Genomic DNA, 20,640 nt, shown 5'->3' with positions numbered 1-20,640 from the left:
CGCGAACATCGCGGCCGTGCACGTCGTGCTGCGGCTGCGGGCGGAGGACCGGCCGGCCACGGATGCCGAGCGGCAGGTGCTCCAGCAGTGGACGGGCTGGGGCGCCACCCCATACCTGTTCGACGAGCGCAAGAAGTTCGCCGCCACGTTCGCGGCCGAGCGCGCCCATCTGCGGGACATCCTGTCGGACGACGAGTACGCCAAGGCCCGCTCCTCGACCCTGAACGCCCACTACACCGATCCCGCCTACGCCCGCGTCGTCTGGCAGGCCCTGCAACGGTTCGGCGTACCGGCCGGAGCGCAACTGCGAGTGCTGGAGCCCGGCGTGGGCGCAGGGCGCTTCCTCGCCGATGCCCCCGCCGACGCCGAGATCGTCGGCGTCGAGGTCGACCCCATCACCGCGGCCGTCGCCCGCGCCCTCTACCCGAACGCGCAGATCCTCACCGAGTCCTTCGCCGACACCCGGCCACCTGAGGAGGACTTCGACGTCGTCGTCGGCAATGTCCCGTTCGGCAAGTACAAGGTCACCGACCGCAAGTACAACCCCGGGCGGCGCCACTCGATCCACAACCACTTCATCCTCAAGAGCCTGGCGCTCACCCGGCCCGGCGGCATCGTCGTCCTGATCACCTCCCGCTACACCCTGGACGGGACCGACGAGGCGCGCGAAGCCCGGGAACAGATGGCCGCAGTCGCCGACCTCCTGGGCGCCGTCCGGCTGCCCAGCAACTCCCACCAGGACGCTGCCGGCACGAATGTGGTGATGGACCTCCTCGTTTTCAGGCGTCGCGGAGAAGGGGAGACGCCGGCCGAAGCCGACTGGCTGACTGTTGAGCCGACGGTTCTGCCCGGAGCCCGAACCGGCGTTGCCTCCCAACCCATCGAAATCAACAACTACTTCGTGCAGCACCCAGAGATGGTGCTCGGCACACCCAAGGTCGATATCGTTCGATACGGCCCCAAACTGGTCGTCCAGGGGAACCCGCAGGCCGAAGCCGCTCTCGGCGCGGCTCTGGACCAAGTCGCGCAGCGCGCCCACGAGTCGGGCCGTACCTTCACCGAGCGCATGGTCTTCCACGGAACCCTGGAGAAGTACGACGGTCTTCTGGAACTCGGCCCCGAGGGCACCTTCACCGAGATCCGCAACGGCCGGCCCGTCCCGCACGTCCCCGCTAAGACTCAGGTCCGGGAGCTGCGCGAGCTGATCGGCCTGCGCGACATCGCGGTGGCCCTGCTGGACGAGGAGTCCGAGCACCACCTCATCACCCCGCGCATGACGCAGCTGCGGGCCGAACTCAACCGCCGTTACGACGCGTACGTGGCACGGTTCGGCCCGATCAACCGCTTCAAGGTCAACAACCCGCCGTCTGGCGAAGCGGATCAGGACGACAACGCGCCCGAGCGCCGGACCTACCCGCGCATGGGCGGGTTCCGCAACGACCCCTTCGCCCCGTACGTCTTCGCGCTGGAGAAGTTCGACGAGGACCACCAGAGCGCGGCGAAGGCCGACCTGTTCGCCAAGCGGGTCGTTGCCCCGCCCGAGCCGCTGACCCGGGCGGACAGTGCGGAAGACGCGGCGCTGATCTGCTGGGACCAGTACAACGAGATCCGCCTCGACGTCGTGGCCGCCCTACTAGGCCTGGACAGCGAACGCGCAGCACGTGAGGCGCTGGGCACCCTCGTCTACGACGATCCGGCCGGCGGTCTGGTGCGCCGCATGGAGTACATCTCGGGCAACGTCCGCCGCAAGCTCGCCGCGGCCGAGAAGGCCGCGGCCAAGGATCCCGCGTTCGCCGTCAACGTCGAGGCCCTGCGCGAGGTCATCCCCCGCGACCTGCAACCCGCAGAGATCCAGAGCCGGCTCGGCGCCGCCTGGGTCAGCGCCAAGTACGTACAGCAGTTCCTGCGCGAAATCCTGGAAGACGACGACATCAAGGTCAGCAACCTCGGTGCCCGCTGGAGCGTGAAGGGCGGAGAAACCGGCAGCCTGCTGGCCCGCACCGTCTGGGGTACTCAGGCCCGCTCCGCCCAAGCCCTTGCCAGCAACCTGCTCAACAACCAGGAAATCCTGGTCACCAGGAAAATACCGCCCGACGGACAGATAGTGACGGACCGGCAGGCGACGGCATTCGCCCTGGCGAAGTCCAAACAGCTTGACGACCGCTTCCGGATGTGGCTGTGGGAAGACCCCGACCGGGCCGAGACCCTGCTGCGGTACTACAACGACCGCTACAACGCCATCGTCCCCCCGACCTACAACGGCGTGCAGATCACGGCCCCAGGACTGTCCAAGGCCTACACACTGCACCCCCACCAGAAGGCCGCGGTCGCCAGGATCCGTGCCTCCAGGCACGGCGTCGGGCTCTACCACGGCACCGGTGCAGGCAAGACCCTCGAAATGATCGTCGGCGGGATGGAACTGACCCGCCTCGGCCTCGCCAAAAAGCCGGTCTACGCCGTGCCCAAGGGCGTTCTGGGCCAGTTCCAGCGTGAGTTCCTCCAGGCCTACCCACGGGCCCGGATCCTGGTCGCCGACTCTTCCGACCTCACAGGAGAACGCCGGCACAAGTTCGTCGCCCGCTGGTCGACCGGAAACTGGGACGCGGTCATCATCAGCCACACCGCGTTCAAGAAGATCCCGATGTCCAAACCGGCCCGCCTGGACTACATCAACCGGGAGGTCAAGCGCCTGGAGGCGCACCTGGACAACGCTGATGGCGACGACAAGTACACCGTCAAGGACATCGAGAACCAGATCGCGACCCTGAAGGGGCGGATCGAGGACGAGCTCAAGACACCGGGCGATTCGGGCGTCGAATTCGAGCGGACCGGCTCGACCTACATCTTCTACGACGAAGCGCACACCCTCAAAAACCTCCGGGTGATCTCCTCCATCCGCGAACTCGCCCTCGAAGGCAACCAGATCACCGCAGACATGGACATGAAGCTGTCCTACCTGCGCAAGAACTATGGCGGCCGGGTGACGACCCACGCCACCGCCACGCCGGTGGACAACTCCCCGATGGAGATCCTGACCGCCATCAAATACCTCGGTCCCGACCTGCTGCGCGACGAGTGGGGCATCGAGGAGGACGACCAGTTCGTCTCCACCTTCATCCAGCCCGTCAACCGGGTCGAGATGAGCCCGGACGGCAACAGTTTCTCCACCCGGGCTCGTTACGCCCGCTACGTCAACCAGACCGAACTCAAACGCGTGTTGTTCACCATCGCCGACGTCAAACTCAAACGCGATCTCCAGCTCGGCGAACCCGCCATCATCGGCGGCGAGATGCGGATCCTGGAAGCCGAGGCCTCCCCGGAACTGCGCCAGCTCATGCAGTCGCTGGGCCGGCGGATGATGGGCATCCGCCTCGGCAGCCCTGACCTGAAGTACAACCGCAAGGGCAAGCTGGTCGAGGACAACACCCTGTGGATATCCACGGACGGGCGTCTGGCCTCGCTCGACGTACGGCTGGTCAACAAGAGCACCGACGAAGCCCAGAAGGTCGACGTTGCCGCCGACGAGCTGTTCCGCCTCTGGCAGCTGCACAAGGACGACGTCTACTACGACGACGACGGCAACGAGGAACCCAACCGCGGCAGCCTGCAACTCGCCTTCTGTGACCTCGGTGTGCCCGGACCGGACAAGGAGTTCGTGTTCTACGAGGCGCTGCGCGAGGCACTGACCGCCCGCGGCATGCCGGGCAGCCTCATCCGCTTCGACCAAGAGGCGAAGAACCCGCAGCAGAAGGCCCGGCTCGACAAGGACGCCCGCGAGGGGCGGATCGCCGTACTGGTCGGCAGCCGCTCCGGCCTGGGGACCGGCCGCAACCTGCAAAAACGCGTCATCCACGTGATGCAGATCGACCCCACCTGGAAGGCCACCCCGATCATCCAGAGCCTGGGGCGAGGCAAACGCCAGGGCAACCAGAACAAGGAAATCCACCACACCGCGATCATCACCAAGAAGTCGTACGACCCGTTCCTGTGGCAGAAGGTCGCCACCAAGCAGGCATTCGCCGAGGCCATCCTCGACATCAACGACACCAGCCGCATCCTGGAAGCCGCTGAGGACGGTGACGACGGACGCATCCCCGCCGGTGTGATGTTCGCCGTCGCTGCGGACAAGCCAGAGCTGGAACAGTTGGAGCGCGTCGAAGGCATGCTCGCCAAACTGCGCCTTGAGCAGCAGATGTGGCACGACGAACAATTCGCCTACGAAGTCACCGGCGAGCAGGGGCGACGTCGCGTCCAGGACCTCAAGGCTCACATGCAGGAGGCCCGTGCCGCCATGGAGCGGCGCACCGCCACCCGAGGCGACGCCTTCACGATGACGGTCGACGGCCGCGCCTACGACGAGCGCCGGGAGGCCGGCGAGGCGCTGGCCCAGCGACTCGAACGGCTAGTCCGCGTCTCGGTCAACAGCGGCGGCCAGCAGCAGGACGCCTCCGTCGGGGAACTCGGCGGCATCCCGGTCCATGCCCTCGTACAGCGCAGCTTCGAGGGCCTGATCGTGGGGGTGTACTTCCAGAATGTTCCCGTCGACACCATCTGGCTGTCGGCGAGCGGCCTGGCCAAACAAGATCGCGTCGGCCTGATCCGCAAGCTGGAGAACGCCCTGGACGGCTTGGAGACCGTTCACGCCAAGGCCGAGCAGCACATCGCCAGGATCGAGGCGAACATCGCGCGGGCCAAGGCCCTGGTCGGCAAGCCCTTCCCGCAGCAAGCCGAACTCGACAAGATCGAGGCCCAGCACCGCAAGCTGACCAAAGCCCTCGGCGTGCAGGGAGCCGCGGAAACGAGCGAGCCAGAAGTTCACGACGCGGCGGTCACCGAACCCGGCGCCGACCTGGTCGACGCAGCGGTCCACGACGCCATGGTCATGGCTGGTGGCTCCGCCGACGGCTGGGTGGAGGTCGATCCGGCAACCCTCACGCCCGACGACATGAGCGACACCACTCGCGGCTTCCTGGAAGCGTTGGCCGACGGCACGCGTACCCGGGCCATACCAGATGCCGCGCCCGCCGGCTCGGATGCCCGTAAGACGGCGGTACGCGCTGCGGTCGGCGCGGGCGGAGAACCTGGCCCTGTGGCCTCGGCCCCGTGGCCGTATCCGGATGAGGCTGCCGCCGTTGCGGGTGAAGACGCCGTCTTGGCGGACTTCGCCGCCTGGCAGAACTTGGACGTCGTTGAGGGGATGTCTGGCCGCGGCCAGGAACTGGCCGGTCACATGGAGCAGGCCGGGCTTGCGCTGGCTGAGGCCTTGCACCATGCGCGGGAGTCCGCCGAAGAGACCCCTGTGGCCGGAGGCGATCCGTGGGCTCTGGATCTCTTCCATGGTCTTGCTCGCGCCTGCGAGGACTTCCTGTCCCACCTGGACTCCCCACGCTTCCAGCCCAACGCGACCGGTCGCGCGATGAGAAACCTCACGGAGCAGGTCGCCCGCTCCGCCCGCGAGCACATCACTTACGTTGCACCGCTGGAAGGCCGCCGGCGCTCTGTACAGCCGACCACAGCTCCAGCGCATCCTTCCCCCTCACGTCAACCGGCCCCCGGCGCCCCTTCCCCCGACACAGGCCGACCCTTCGATCCGGACCGCTGGTACCAGCACACCATGCTCGGCGGAACCCTCAGCGACTCCCGCGGCACATTCCTCAACGAAATCGTGCAACAGCTCGGCCATGACGGGTCGGACGTCGCGATCGAACCGGACGCCACCGGCACGGTCGTGATCACTGGCCCGATGGGGAAGGTGAAGGTCACACCGCTCACCGAGGAGCTTCCTGCCAGCGTCGCCCAGGCCTACGAGGCGGCAATCGACCAACTCCTTCATGACGCCCAGCGTGCTCTTCGCGGCAACGGCAGCCAGGCCGGTGACCTGTTCGATGCCTGGCTGACCGACCAACTCGGGAGCCGGGCCACGTCGTTGAAAGCCGCCCTCGCAGGTGACGGTGACGAAACCGCGTTCCGACAGGCGATGCGGGTGCACTTCTACGAGATCGCGCCATGGGCCCACCCGGACACAGCCGACCGTCCCCAGCCGGGACCCCGAACACAGCACGAAACCGCAGCCGACGCCGAACTGGCCGATGCCTCACCTCCATCCCGCGCCCGCGCACCGGAACAGACACCAGGTGACGCGGCCTCCGCGTCAGCAGTCACGCCGGCCGCGAGCCCGCCCGCCGCAGGAGACCACCGTCAGGACAGCCCGCCCACGGCAGACACTGCCCGGACAGCACAGGAACACCCAGGCTCCGCAGCCGAACCGGAGCCTGTTCCAGCGACGACACCACACGCGACCACCCAGCGACCCGGGCACGTACCGAACACCCCCTATACAGACCGCTCCGAGTCCTGGACTGCGGAGCAAGCGGCACTGACCGCCTACCGCCGATGGGCGTCCGACCATGCCGGGCGCCTGGCCACAGGTGAGCGGGCAGAAGGCCTGATGGCGGCGGCCGACACCGCGATGACCTCCAGCCGCAAGGGCCGGATCGCCCGCCTGCTCGGCGTGGAGCTGCCAACTGATTGGGCGCACCTGCTGCGCTTGGCCGACCAATGCCGTTCCGTGGTCGAACAGTGGGAGCGGGAAGACGGACGGAGCACCGAGGGGAACTGGGCGATCTACACGGCCCTGCGCGACCACGCGTCCCGGCACTGCAGCACCGTGGAGGACCGCAGCAGCGACGCCTACCAGCAGTGGGTCCGCTCCCCGGAACCCCTCACGCTCGACGAAGACGCCGTGGAATTCATCCCCGGCATCCTCCCGTGGGACCAATACACCGTCGCCGGTCCCCGGGGCCTGCGCGCCGGCCCGGTCAGCGGCCGTGACCTCGCGGCAGGCCTGGCGCAACTCTCCGCCGACGGCACGGACCTGGAAGAGACCGAAGACGGACTCGTGGTCTCCGGCCCCGACGATTTCCGGTTCTCCGTTCAGCTCGCCACGGCACAACCGGCCACCCCCGCCGCGCCGTCCGCCACGACGCCCACACCAGCACCGCAACCGGCGACGAGCGACGTCCCCTCACCGGAGCCGGATGGGACAACCGATGCGGAGGCTGAGACTCCCGTGGCCACAGCGTCCGCCCCTCCTGCGAACGCGGCGGGCACCAGGGCAGAGGGATTCGGCTCGGTAATGCCCCAGGTGGCGAACCTCGCGATCGTCCTCGAAGGCTACGCGGACCCCGCGGAACTGGTTGGTGGACGCCGCTACGTCGGTATGGCCGCCGAGCAGCTCCGGCGGGCCCTCGCACGACAGGAGAGCGATCCCCCGAGCCCGGCGCACCAGGATGCCGACGCGGCAGTCGCCGGGGTCATCGAGAGTGAACCGCGCACGCCCAGCGACGTGTTCAGCATCTACGACCGCCTCGCCGGGACCGCCGTACAGCTCGCGGACGACCCCCGACACGACGTGCGCACGGCCGCCCAGAAGGTCGTCCAGTACACGGAGCGCCACCTGGCCCGCATGCAGGGACGACCAAACGACCTCGCCGAGATGCTCCTGGACGCAGCCGACCTCGACGAGGATCACACCTCCGTCCTCGACCACCCCGACCCACTCCGGCTGACAGCTCCCTGGTACCAGGACAGTGCCGAGATCGGGCGGGCTCTGTCTGACATCTTCGACAGCTTCCCGAAGTGGCCGCACGCCTATGACGACCACGGCGGGCCGTACTCGGACCGGCTGCGCGGAGCCATGCTCATGCTGCGTCGGCCACACGACACGGTCGCCTCAGCCCTGACCGACTGGATGGAGGTCACTTCCCATGCCCTCGGCGCCGCGCAGGAGGCCGAGGCCGCCGGAGACGGAGTCAGCCGGTACGCGCTGCGCGACCTGGCGCGCAAGGCATTCCAGCACCACCAGCGCCTCGCGGCCCACGAGCTGGGCATGGAGGAGATTCCGTACGAGGCGGCCGATGACTTCGTCGGCGGCGCCAACAAGGCGGAGTCCGCGTGGAACTGGTGGATGGCGAGCGATACCGCCAAGGCGCTACTCGACATCAGGCCAGACGCATCCGGCGCCCGCCAGGCCCTCGACGCTGCCGGGGACACCCGGTATGCCGCCGATTTCGTCACGCTAGCCTCCGAGAGCCTGGACGACGTCAACCGGCACGCGACGGCGATGGCGCACGCAGCGTACGACCTGGTGCTGAGCCTGCCCGCCAGCTTCTACCGGCATCCCGACGACGCCAAGCGGCTGGGCGACCTCGTCCGCCGCTCCTACGAACACGCGGTCGCCTGCCGGGCCTCCGCCGCACGCCCGGAGACGGTGGCCGCAGTGCAGGGAGGCGTTGCCCAGCGCCGTCAGCGGCTCGAAGCCGAAAACGGCCCTGTTCCCGAACCGCAACAGACCCAGCCGTCCACCGGCACAGTCCTGGAGATCGAGCACCACTACCGGGGCACCGTGGTCCGCGGCACCACCAGCGAGGACTCCGACGCGCCTATCCGTGCTGCTCTGGACCGCCACAAGTTCCGGTGGAGCCGCAACCAGGGATTCTGGTACCTGAAGCGGAACATGAGCCGCCCCACGCGGGATCTTCATGTACGGAATCTCACCGGCGAGCTAACCCGCATGGGACGCCCGTTCCGCATGGTCGAGGAACCCGAGCAGGACTCGGCCACCGAGATCGTCATCCCCGTGGGGGAGCCGTACACGTCGAAAGAGGATGCCCAGAACGACTTCTGGGAGATGTACGGCGCGCTGTCGGGACTGAAAGACACCCCGGCGGGCCGGCGTCTGATCGGACGGGGCATCACCGACCAAGGAGTGCAGACCCGCCCGGACGGCCAAGCGGTCTGGCTGGCCATGGAGGAGCTGTGTGACGGGCCAGTGGGACGCGTGAGTGATCCATTCACGCATCCGGCCGACACCGTGGTCGAGCGCTGCACCAAGCTCGCCCGCACCGTGCTGGTCCTCGCCCGGAATCTGGAGGAGGAGCGCTACCGGGCCCCCAAGGCGATGGGCCACTTCCGCAAGATGAACAAGTTCGCCGTGCAGTTGGCCTCGCGTGTCACCGCGACCGCCCAGCACGGAAACGACTGGCAGGAGATCTTCGGGACTCCTGCCCTCCCGGCAGCACAGACCGAGAGCGAACGCCCGGAACCGGTCGGACAGGAGACCGCCCCCACCCCAGGCAGCCCCCGTCACCCCGACGTGCGTGAGGACGAGCAGGCCTCCGTGCCGACTGGCCAGATGGCTGGGAACGAGCCGGCAAAGGTGCAGCAGCGGCGCATCGAGATCACTGTGGCAGCCAGGAGCGCCGCGGGACACCTGCTGGTCAACGTCGCCATCCCCGCAGAACGCACCGGCGCCGCCCAAGAGGTTCCCGACCTGCGCGGCGCCGACATACCGGGCCTGACCCTGCCCGCACATGCCGCGTTGCCCCTCCTGCAGCGGCCGGCAAAGCTCTCCGAATCACTCGTATCCGACGAGGAGGTCGATACCTGGCTCAGCGAGCACCTGCCCGACAGCCCGGTAGCACCGGCCTGGAACGCTCCCGCCGTGCGCGCGGTGATCCAGCAAACGGTCCGCGATCTGCTGCGCGACTCCATGGCCCCCGACCACGAGGACGTCGCGGCGTGGCTGGTGAACGCGGCGAGCGAGAACCCTGCCCTGGTCCAGGCCGCGCACGCCAACAATCAGGCCGACTTCCGCGCTGTCTTCGCCACCGCCGCCGACGAACTGATCACGGACGGCGGCTCGGAACACCTGCTGTGGACCTACCTCAAGGAGGACGGACGCCGCCAGGTCCTCGATCTGGCATGCCCCCGTGCACACCGGGAACTGCGAGCGCAACCCGTGGCGCCCGTGCCGCAGGAGCCCGGCCCGCCCGTGCCCGATGAACAGTCGGCGGCTTCGCCCGCTGTCGACGAGAACGACCGCGAGCGCAAGCGTGCCGAGTTTCAGGCCGAGAGCGCCCGCTGGGCCGCCGGGATGCGCGACGACGCCCAGAAACGCGCCGTACGAGTGGCCCTCGCCGATGACCATCTCCGGGCACTGCTGGCCGACGGGCGCCCACGCGAGGAAGCCCGTGAGTTGTTCATGGCCTGGCTCGGCAGCGCCGATCTGTCGGCGACCGGCGCAGGGGGTGACAGGTTCCGGGACTGGTTCCGCCATGACCAGCAGGAAGTGCAGGAGCAGTACGCGACAGGCGCCTTCGAGCAGGTGTACTACGCGGCCCTCGCCGCAGCACCGAGTGACCAGCCGGCCGAAGCAGGCGCAGCCCGCCAAGCCGAGGCGGCGACGGCCGAATCGGCGACGCCATCTGCCGTGAGCAAGAGCTGGCCAACCACTGCTCCGCGCAACAGCAACAGCGCCGAGCCCTCGGCCCAGGCGGTCAGCGAGGCCTCGACCGGTGCGCTCACCGGGCCCTCCCTGACCGAAGAGCACCTGCATTCACTGCCCCTCGGCCCCGAGCACCGACCTGGTGAAGACGTCCGTCTCGCCGTGCTGGCGACACTGCCCTTCCGGGACGGACGAGTTCGCGACGCGCTCCTGCTGCTGCAGCAAGTGGAGGACGATGGCGACGATCTCCTCGTGTACGGGGCGCAGATCGTGCCCGCGAACGATCACGTCGTCAGCACCGTGGATGGCCGCTGGGCCCCTGAGGACCTGCTGTTCCTGCCCGACACCTGCGTACTGCCGCTCGCACGCCCGATCCCTTGGGCAGAAGCCGAGTCCCTGGTCGCAATGCCGTACGAGGAGGCAGTGCGGTGCCTTCCCCTGACCGGCGCAGACGACGGCAACCGGCACCCGCCGGAGGCACTCGCGCCGACGGAGAGCCCCTCTTCTACGGATGAGGCGGACCCGGCCGAGGTACCGACCACCGCGGCGGTGACCGCAGACCCGGAACATGCCACCCCCCATGCTCCCCAGCAGATCGCGCCCGCTGGGCCTGAACCCGTCGACACTCAACAGCTGTTGAGCAGCGCCGTCGAACCGCTTACCCAGGATCACCTTCGTGCACTGCCCCGCTACGACGAAAGCCCCCCGAACGACGCGGAGATCCAGTTCGCAGTCGTAGCCACCCTCGCCTATCCCAACGGCGTGATCCCCGACGCCGTGATCCTGCTGCAAGCCGCCGAGGAAGACAGGCGGTACGGCGACGCGCTGCACGGTGTCCTGATCGCCCCAGAGAGCAAACTCGCACTCACCTCCAAGACGGGGTACACGGTGCTCCCCCGTGACCTGCTTCATCGAACCAACGCCCGGCTGCTGCCACTTGAGGACGGACTGACCTGGGAGCAGGTGGAGGAACTCGTCCGGCTGCCCTACGCGCAGGCCCTGGGACGGCTGCCGCTCGCCGCCCAGAACACCCCTTCGACAGGCACACCCGCTCGGAATGCCCAGCAGAAGGCCGAGCAACCCAACCAAGGGACCGCACCACTTCAGGAACTGATCGGCGCCCTCGGCGACCGCGTCGTCATCGGTCACATCGGCCCCAGCAGCCCCGCGCAGGCAGGGAAAGCCGCACCGGCTACGGCACCGGAACCCGCACCTGCACCGATGTCCCCGGCCGACGAGCAACAGGAGGAGAGCGTGACGTCGACCGCGCCGGAGACGGCGGCCGAAGGACCCTGGACGAGCCGAATCAAGATCGTCAGCGATGCGACCGGTACCTACGTCACGGGCACAACAGGCGCCCCCGCGGAAGACGGCCTTCGCGAGCTGCTGAAGCGGGACCGCAACTTCAAGTACGAGAAGGGCCGTTGGCGCTACAACGGCATGCGCGGGCAGAAGGAGCAGCTCCTGGGAGAAGTCCGGGCCTTCCTCACGGCCCGGGACGCCCAGGAAGGCGCGGTCGCGGCCGTGGCCAGCGGGAAGTACCCGCCAACCGCTCAGCAACAGGCGATCATCGATGCGGCCGTCGAGGGCAAGCACGTTGCTGTCCAGGCGCTCGCGGGCACCGGGAAGACCTCGACGTTGGTGATGATCGCTGCTCAGATGCTGGAGCGGCGCATCGGCTACATCGCCTTCAACCGGGCTATCGCCGACGAAGCGGGCCAGAAGTTCGGTCGCAATGTCACCGCCCGGACCAGCCACTCCTTCGCACTGCAGGATCTGCGCAACACCCCCTACCGGCAGAAGGTGTCCATCGCCGGCTCGCGCAACAGCGGCGCCCGGCGTCCCAAGGACGTCGCGGCAGCGCTCGGCATCACCGCTGAGATACGGGTCGGCGACCGCGACGGCAACCTCCAGCACGTCGGGCCCGAGGACATCGCCAAGATCGTGATGGGGGCGCTCCGCCGCTACCGGCAGAGCGCTGATGTCGAACTCGGGCGCCAGCACCTCGGGGAGAAGTGGGCGCACGTCCCCGCCGCGCGCACGCTGCTGGGGTACGCCCGCCGGGCCTGGGCGGACATCGCGGATCCGAACAGCAACAAGATCTTCTTCGACCATGACGACTATCTCAAGATCTGGGCCCTGTCAGACCCGCGCCTGAACTTCGACACGATCTTCTTCGACGAGGCCCAGGACATCAATCCTGTGCTGCGGAAGGTGATCCAGGACCAGGACGCCCAGATCATCGTCGTCGGCGATAGCAATCAGGCGATCTATGAATTCCGCGGTGCCGTCGATGCTCTGCGGGACTGGCCGGCCGACGTGGTCTTGCCCCTGACACAGAGTTGGCGGTTCGGTGCCGCCGTCGCCGAGGTGGGCAACGCCTACCTCGCTCTCCTCGAATCCGACCTCCGGCTGGAAGGCGCACCCACCCTCGACACCGTCCTGGGCACCGTCGAAGAGGCCGATGCGATCCTGACCTACAGCAACGTCGGCGCCATCTCCGCCGTCTTCGCGGGATTCGAGGCCGGCAAGCGCGTGGCACTCGTCGGCGGCGGCCGGGACATCGAAGACATCGCCCGGGCCGCCCGGGATCTCCAGCAGGGCCGCCGCACCAAGCACCCCGAACTGTCGGCCTTCGAGAACTGGAACGAGGTCAAGGAGTACGCCGAGTCCGACGAGGACGCGAGCACCCTGCAGACGTTCGTACGGCTCGTCGACCGATACACACCCCAGGGCCTGATCAACATGATCCGCGACCTGGTCCCGGAGCAAGCCCGTGACGAGGAAACCCGCCCCGAACTGGTCGTCTCCACCGCCCACAAGTCCAAGGGCCGCGAATGGGACCAGGTCCAGGTCTGGAGCGACTTCCCCCAGCCCAAGGAAGACACCAAGACCGGCGAACTCATCTTGCCCGCACTGGACAAACTGCGCCTGGCCTACGTGACGGTGACCCGGGCGAGGAAACGACTCGACATCGGATCCCTCGGCTGGATCCACACCATCGGCGCTCTCGCGGACACCGTCCCGACCGAGATCGCTGCCACCCCGGCACCCGAGCAGGCCGCCCCCGCCCCCGTCGTCGCTGACGAGACTGCCGCCCCTGAACTGCCCCTGCCCCCAGTGTCCGTTGAGAGCGGGACGCCGGACGCCGTCCCCGAAGAGGAGCCGGAGCCCACGGTCAGCGAGGCGTCAGACGACGAGCCCGCCGCCTCGGTTCGCCAGGCCGCTGCAGCCTCCGCGGAGCCTGCCGACCCTGAGCCGACCGACGACACCGAGGCCGCGGCGTGGGACACGGCGCGGCCTGAAGAGACGGAACCCGGCCCTGAGTGGCAGCCTGAGCCGGCCGCCCCCCTCTGGGAGGATGCTGGCGAACCACTGAACGGCGCCGACCAGCCGTCCATGTTCGCCAGCCAGGCAGACGATCTGCCCGCTGACGAGCAGACGGCCGCCCCTTCCGCGCAGGACGCCGAGCCGGGCATCGCGCCCTTGCCCTGGGACGACCAGAAGATCAAAAAGCGCGGTACGGCAGGAATCCGCCGTGGACAGAAGAACGAGATCCCCAACCTCGCCCGTGAACTGCGTGAGGCTCTCGGCGACAACCAGGTCCGCGACATCTGGGAACAGGACAACCCCTGGGCCCAGTTCGAGGAGAACCTCCGACACACCCAGAACGAACTCGCTCAGCCCGACTCCGCCCTGACCACCCTGGTGACCCAGGCTGCGGAACAACTGCGCGCCCAGATCGACCAGCTCGCCGTTGAGGCCTTCAACAGCTTCGAGACCCTGATCCAGGCCCGCGCTGACGACCCGGACCAGCTGACCGAACTCGACACCCAGCTCGCTGAAGCGCACCGCCTGCCGGAACTCACCGACCCGCTGGTGCGCCAGGCACTGATCCTCTGCCTGGAGGCCGTGGACGACATCGAGCGCGCGGCGCGCAGCCGCAAGGTCAAGGCCGCCGCCGCACGGGATGCCCTGGAGCAGGTCATGGGGCTCGCCGGAACCTCGTACAGCCCCGACGGCCAGCAAGTGTGGCCGAACGTCGACGCGGCTCTGGCCCCGGTCAAGGTCCAGGTGGACCGGGCCCGCGAACGCATCGCCGAGTTGTCCAACTCGACGGTCACCGAGCAGTACGCCCGTCTGCGCGCCCTCATCGCCACTCACGAGGCGCAGCCGGCTGCGGAGCCCCAGACCGAGGACGCCCCGGCACCTGTCACCGAGGCCGCCGAGAACACCGGCGAGCCTCCGGCCCCCGCCGAGCAGGAGGAGCACGCACCCGAGCCACTGAGTGACCGGGACATCGCCGAGGCGCTGGGCAAGATGAGCCCGTGGGACTTCGGAAAATTGATCTTCGAAATGGACCAGAAGAGGAGGGCGACCCCGCAACTGTATGAAGGCTGGTTTAGCTTGCCGTCGGAGCCTGGTTACAACGAGGCGGGCAACGAGTTCGCCAGTGTCTACTCCCGAAGCGGTGCCATCGAGATCGAGGTCAAGACCTCTGACGACGCCGTGACGACGATCCGCGCCGGACGGCTGACCCTGGCCAAGGTCCTTGCGTGGCTCCGTCCGGCACTGCCGCCGGAACAACGTCAGCTGGTGGCAGCAGCATGGCGGACCAGGAACGCCATGTCCCGCAGTGAACTGGGCTTCAAGGTTATCGGCGAGTCGGGCCGCTGGAATGCGGCCGACAATGAGCTATGGCGCATCCTCGTCGACGCTAAGGCGACCGTGACCAAGGAGGCCCTGGAAGCTCACCTCACGGGTACTGCGGACGAGCGAGTCGCCCGGATCCGGGCCGCCGAGAACTGGGAACAGGGGCAGATGCTGCCGATCGACTTCGGCGGCATGGAGGACTCGTTTGCCGACATCGCCACGTTGGAGCGGGTGACCGCGCTCCGGGCCGTACTGCCTGACCGGTTCAAAGGCGCCTGCCGCCTCAGTGAGCTCACACCGGGGGACTGCATTACCGGCGTGTCCGAGGAACGGCTGCCGTTCATCGTGCGAGAGCGTCCCGTCGTCAGCGCGGACACCGAAGTGTTTGTCGTTGGGGACCTCGTCGTCGGGCCTGGTGAGCTGCGTCCCTACACGTGGGAAACCGGCCGCTACCCGGACGACCATGTCGAGCCCCTCCTTCTTCCGCAGTCGCTGGCCGGGCTCGTCGACCTGCCCGCGGACGCACCAGCCCCCCTCACGCCCGCCGTCTCAGCGACAGCCCGCGACGCGCTCACGGCGCCGGGGCCCGTGCCGGAGGCGGCGCCCCCCGCTGCGGGATCACCCACCACCGCGCCGGGCTCCGCGACCGCGCCCGAAAAGGCTCCCCGCGCCGACGAGCACCAGCCCGCTGTTCCTGTGGCGGCCGAGGCCACCGGACCGGCACTCGATGCCACCACCGCGCCCCCGCACCTGCCGTACGAGAACCAGAACGACTTCCTGGACGATCTGTGTGCCACGGAAAGCACCTACGACGCCTGGGCCAACTCGGCCACGGGCCGGCTGCTGCTGTCCGAAGCCCGGGAGCTACAGGAAGAAACCGGGGTCACGGACGCCAACGAGGCGGCTCGTATCCAGACGGCCTTCCGCGGCGCGATCCTCGCAGCCGACACCACCCACTCCTCGGCCGACGATCTGCTGAGCGCCTGCCGGGACCTGCCCACGACCGTCGTCGAAGCCGGACGCTCGCTGGCGACACGTACGGCGTTCGCGTCCGAGGAAGATCGACACCTGCTCCTCGCGGTGTACACCCAGGCACAAGAACAGCTGGCCCGTCTGGAAGCGACCCCGGACATGCAGGCCCTGCTCGACAGCGAACACAACGGGGCCAGGCTGCTCTCCCGCTTCAAGGAGACGCGTCTGGCCGAACGCCCCGACGCTCCCACGAGCCCCGAAACCGCACCGGCGCAAGCCCAAGAATCCGGTCAGGAACCGTCGAACGCGGAGTCCGCACCGGTGCAGGAGGCCGACACCGCCACCACAAACACGGGACCGGAACCGGCTTCATCCGATCCGGACGAGCCGGAGTCGACCACCGTGGTCGCCGAGCTGCCGACGGCGCAGGAGGAGAGCACCCGGGAGTCCGCACCGACTCCCGAGCCGCAAGAGGCGCAGACATCTACGCCGGGCGAACCGGACGCCGACGACTTCGACTTCTTCAGGGACGTCATCGGCGATGACCTGGTCGTCAACGGCGTCGTCTACAGCAGCACCGAATGGGAGCCGGACCCGGAAGAAGGCGTCCGTCGCCGCACCGTTGAACAGGACGAGCCGGTGTCCGCCGAAGAACTGGCCGCGATGGAAGTGGACCGGGAGTACGAGGCCCTGATCGAGGAGGAACGCATGGCTGCGGCCGAAGCAGTCACGGGAGAACCTGAAGTTCCGGGGCAGGACGACTTCGACCGGCACTTCGAGGACATCGTCGCCCTCTTGCGCAGCGCAGAACCCCCGGCGGAGACACAAACCCCCACTCCCCGGCCCCGATTCAGCGCCGAGGACGAACAGCGGCTGCGGGAACAGTACGCCGCCACTCGGCAGGCACTGTCCGGGATCCTCACCAGCATCGACGCAGACCCGATCCTGCCGGCGGTCGAGGACCCGGCGGTCGAGGCCGGTGACGCCAACGCCCTCGAAGCGGCGATGGGCAACGCCGCGGCCGAGGCAGGCGCCTACTGGGGCACCCCGGAATGGACGATGATCCGCTCGATCGGCCAGGCAGGCCAGCAACTCCGCGGAGCCGTCCGGGAGGCATTGCTGACCTACGCCGAGACGACGCTGCGCGACATCCGCGCGCACGGCATCAACCGGACGATCGAAGCCCGCACGGCGCGCGCCATCTCCCATGGGGCGATGCACCTGGCGAGGCGCCTGGAACGGTCGGGCCAGCGCGACTCGCGTGCCTGGCGGGCGGTATGGGGACTCCATCGGGCCGCCGCGACCCGCGCGGACCGGCTGACCGGGCTGCTGCCCGCCGGCCAGCGCATCGACCTGGCCGACCAGCTGGGCCGCGCCTGGCACTGGTTCACCGAGAGGCTCACCGCCCGCCGCCAGGATGCGGGGAACGGCACGGGCGGCGGCGACCAGGGGCGTATGCGCGCGATGCTGTCGAACAGCGTCGAGTCGATCCGCGGCATCTATGGTGCGGTCTCGGAGCGGCTCGGGGCCCTGACACAGCATCCTGTGTGGCGCCGGATCGCATCCGTGTGGTCCGCGGTGCGCGAAGCCGTCAACAACGGCTGGCTCGGCGTGGGCCGTTTCATGGCCGACCGCCAAACCCTGGGCACCGGACGTGCGTTGTGGGTCCGCACCCTGGAGATCATCTCGTCCGGGGCACAGGCACTGATCAACCGGCTGGCAGCGAACGGCGGCCGGAACGGACTGCGGTGGAACATGCTGCGCGTCCTGCGCCATGCCGCCGAGGACCACATCGCCCACCTCCACGGTCACCTGCCCGAGGACGTGAGCACTCCACTGGGCACCTACGAGTCCGCCGTCGGCGAGGCGGCCGAGCAGACGCCCGCAGAGAGCGAAGAGACCGCGCCGGGAGGCCCCTCCGCAGCAGAGGCCGAGCCTGCTCCAGTGGGCGAGAGCCTGGCGCAAGATCCGGACCGGTTCCGTGCGGTCGTGCTCCAGGTGGCCGCGAAGGAGTACACCCTGGCGCTGGACCTGAGCTACGACTATGGCATCCCGGCAGCCGAAGCCGACGCCCTGCTGACGCGCATGGAGGAACTCGGCATCGTCGGGCCCCAGGGGGAAGGCGGTGTCCGGGACGTCCTGGTCACGCCCGGCGACGCGGAGAACCTCATGGACGCGAGCCCGGCGCCCCGGGCTCCCGCGCCCCGATGGCAGCCGGCCAGCGAACCACTGACCCCGGCCTGGTTCGACGAAGTCAGGACCGCCGTACGACGCGATGTCCAGCCTGATCGCGGGTTGTCCCGGCGGGATTTGATGAGCCTGCTCAACCACGAGAACACGCGCCCGGGCAACAGGACGGACGCCGGCCGCCGCGCGAACGAGTCCGTTGGCCTCTTCCTGCAAGGGCGCGGCGACGAGGTACCGCAGCGTCTGGCGGGCGAGGGTTACGTCTACGTGCGGGGCGAGGCGAACAGGGACTGGGCGCTCCGGGAGGCCGTGCCCGCCCCGGCCTCGCCTGCGCCTGCCAGCGGGCAGACGCAGGCAGCAGGAGAACAGGAGGCCGCTGCGGGGCCGCAACTGCCGCGTCGGCGTCGGCCGACGCCGACCGATGGTCCGTCGAAGATCGAGCAGGCTGCTGCCGAACGGCGACGCCAGCCGTCCCCCGCAGAGGCCAACAAGCCGGCGGTCACCGCGAACACCTTCAAAGCACAGGCCCAAAGGATGCAGGACCGCGCCGACTTCGCGAAGGCTGCCGCGACCAGCCCGGCCGAGGAACGGGCCGCGGGCGTCCTGCAGACGATCGCGGCGAACTCTCGGGTCACCGCCGACAAGATCGCCGCAGCGGCACCCGCCGGGGGGCCACCGGCTTCCCCGCAGTCCGGGCTGACCGCCGAGGCCTTCCTAGCGGCGCTACGGACCACGGCTCAGGCGCGGGGGGCGCAGATCCCTGACGATCTGCTGGCCAGCGCCATGGAAGCGGCCCAGGAGGCGGTCGCCGCGGTGCCGCAGCGTTCAGCGGGCTCCGCCGGAGCACCGCCACGCCCGCCACGCCGGGGACAGGCCGAGCGAGAGCAGGCCGAGCACCGACTTCAGGGGCAGCAAAACGCCCCGAGCGGCGTCGGCCGCAGGTAGGGCGCGACGGTGCTCGGGGCTCAGCGCGGTGGGAGGTCAGGAAGCGGGATAGACCGCGACCACGTCGCGGGTGCGGAACACGCCGTGCCCGTCAGACGCCACATAGAGGGGGACCTCGGAGGCTGCGGGAAGCGCCTTGGCCGTCCCGCTGCGCAGGCTGACGCGTGCCGAGTCGTGCTCGGGTGTGTCCGTCCCGTCCTGGGCGATCGGCAGCCGCCCGTACAGGGAAGTGGCTCCCGTGTCGTCGACGACGTGCACGATGCCGTACGCCGTGCCGTCGTCGGCCACGGCGGTCAGATCGATGCCCTTGGTGCTGGCAGTGCTGGTGAAGCAGTGCCCACGGCCGGTGGCAAGGTCGAACCCGACCTGCCCGGAGACGAGGAAGTCACCGTTGGGCGAAAGGCGGGTGGAGGACTGCGCGGAGCCGGGCTGAAGGGTGAGCGCGTCGGCGGACGTACAGCTCACCTGTGCCTTGATCTTCCCGGTCGAGAGATCGTGCACCGCCAGGATGGTCTTCTTCGTGTCGGAGAGCGCGGGCGGGTCGGTCTGGGTGTCGCTGGTGTGCCAGGCAGCCACCAGGTACGGCCCGGTGACCGCGAGCGGGATGCCGACGTGCATGCCGCTGGGCGCCACGTTGGTGCTGGTCCAGGCGTCACCGACCTGGAATCCGTACGTGCACGGGGTGCCGTCCTCGGCCCACGGGTCGCAGCCGTCCTGCTGCTGGAAGGCGGAGACGACGCCCTGGGAGGTGGCGAAGGCTGGCGAGGTCTGGACGGCGCAGGACCCCGAGGCGCAGCCGGAGACCGTCACCGACGTCTTCTGCACGGTGCGCTTGGCTCCCGTGGCCGCGTCGATCTCGACGGCCTTCTCGTGCACGCCGTCGGTCATCGGGCCGGCCAGGATGCCGGAGTCGGTGGCCGTGAAGGAGGTGGCGGTGTCGTCAGGCGCCGCCAGGTCGAGGTGATGGGCGGCGGTCGCCTTGCTGGCCGAGTTCGCCGAGATGACATCGATCGTGGTCGTGCGGCGCGACGTGCTCAGGCCGCTTCCGCTGGTCTTGCCCTGGCGGGCCAGCACCACCTTCTCTCCGGCCTTGCTCTCCTGAACGAAGACACCGGCACGGACGCCGGTGAGGGCCTTGGGGGTGAAGGTCCACGCGGCCTTGCCGCTGGCGAGAGAGAAGGCACGCACGCGCGAGCCGTCGGCGGCTGCCTGAATCACCAGACCGCTCTTGGGAGCGACGGCGACCAGAGGGAAGCCGCTGGATCCCGGCTCGATGTCGGTGGCCTCGGGGCTCGCCGACGTGCTCCAGCCGGTCTCCGTGGCGAAACCGTCCGGGACCGGGAGCCGGACCGGTGCCGCGGCCTTGTGGGTCGCCCCGGCGGTCGGATCGGCCTTGCCGCCCGAGGTGTCGCTGCAGCCGGCCAGCGCGCCGAGGACAAGTGCAGCCATTCCCGCAGCGAGGGCCCGGTGTGGTGCGCGGCTCGATCTTGTTGCCGAGGACGCGTGGCTAGGGCGGCGCCATTTGGCTCCACCCGGGGCGACTCCAACTGGCCCCAGTTCGCGGATGATTCGTGAAGATCGGGCGTCGTGCGGTGGCC

Annotated in this window: 2 protein-coding genes; one reads left to right on the top strand and one right to left on the bottom strand. The window is 69.0% G+C overall.

Annotation, left to right across the window (positions count from 1 at the left end; genetic code table 11):
- The first annotated feature begins 16 nt into the window (after positions 1 to 16).
- Entirely contained in the window at positions 17 to 19,042 is a 19,026-nt protein-coding gene (locus tag ACIRD7_RS39410) for a UvrD-helicase domain-containing protein (RefSeq protein WP_403460831.1), read from the top strand.
- A gap of 36 nt (positions 19,043 to 19,078) precedes the next feature.
- Here the strand turns inward: ACIRD7_RS39410 and ACIRD7_RS39405 are convergent, their stop codons facing one another.
- Positions 19,079 to 20,491, bottom strand: coding sequence for a hypothetical protein (locus ACIRD7_RS39405; RefSeq protein ID WP_403460830.1), 1,413 nt, complete (start codon positions 20,489 to 20,491; stop codon positions 19,079 to 19,081).
- Between the last annotated feature and the right edge of the window lie 149 nt (positions 20,492 to 20,640).

Source organism: Streptomyces sp. NPDC093568 (assembly GCF_044764945.1).
In the GTDB taxonomy this organism is placed as follows: Bacteria; Actinomycetota; Actinomycetes; order Streptomycetales; family Streptomycetaceae; genus Streptomyces.
This window is presented reverse-complemented; position numbering and strand designations above follow the sequence as displayed.

Coding starts and splice junctions, on each gene's coding strand:
- ACIRD7_RS39405 (WP_403460830.1), bottom strand. CDS start 20,491: ATGGCTGCACTTGTCCTCGGCGCGCTGGCCGGCTGCAGCGACACCTCG.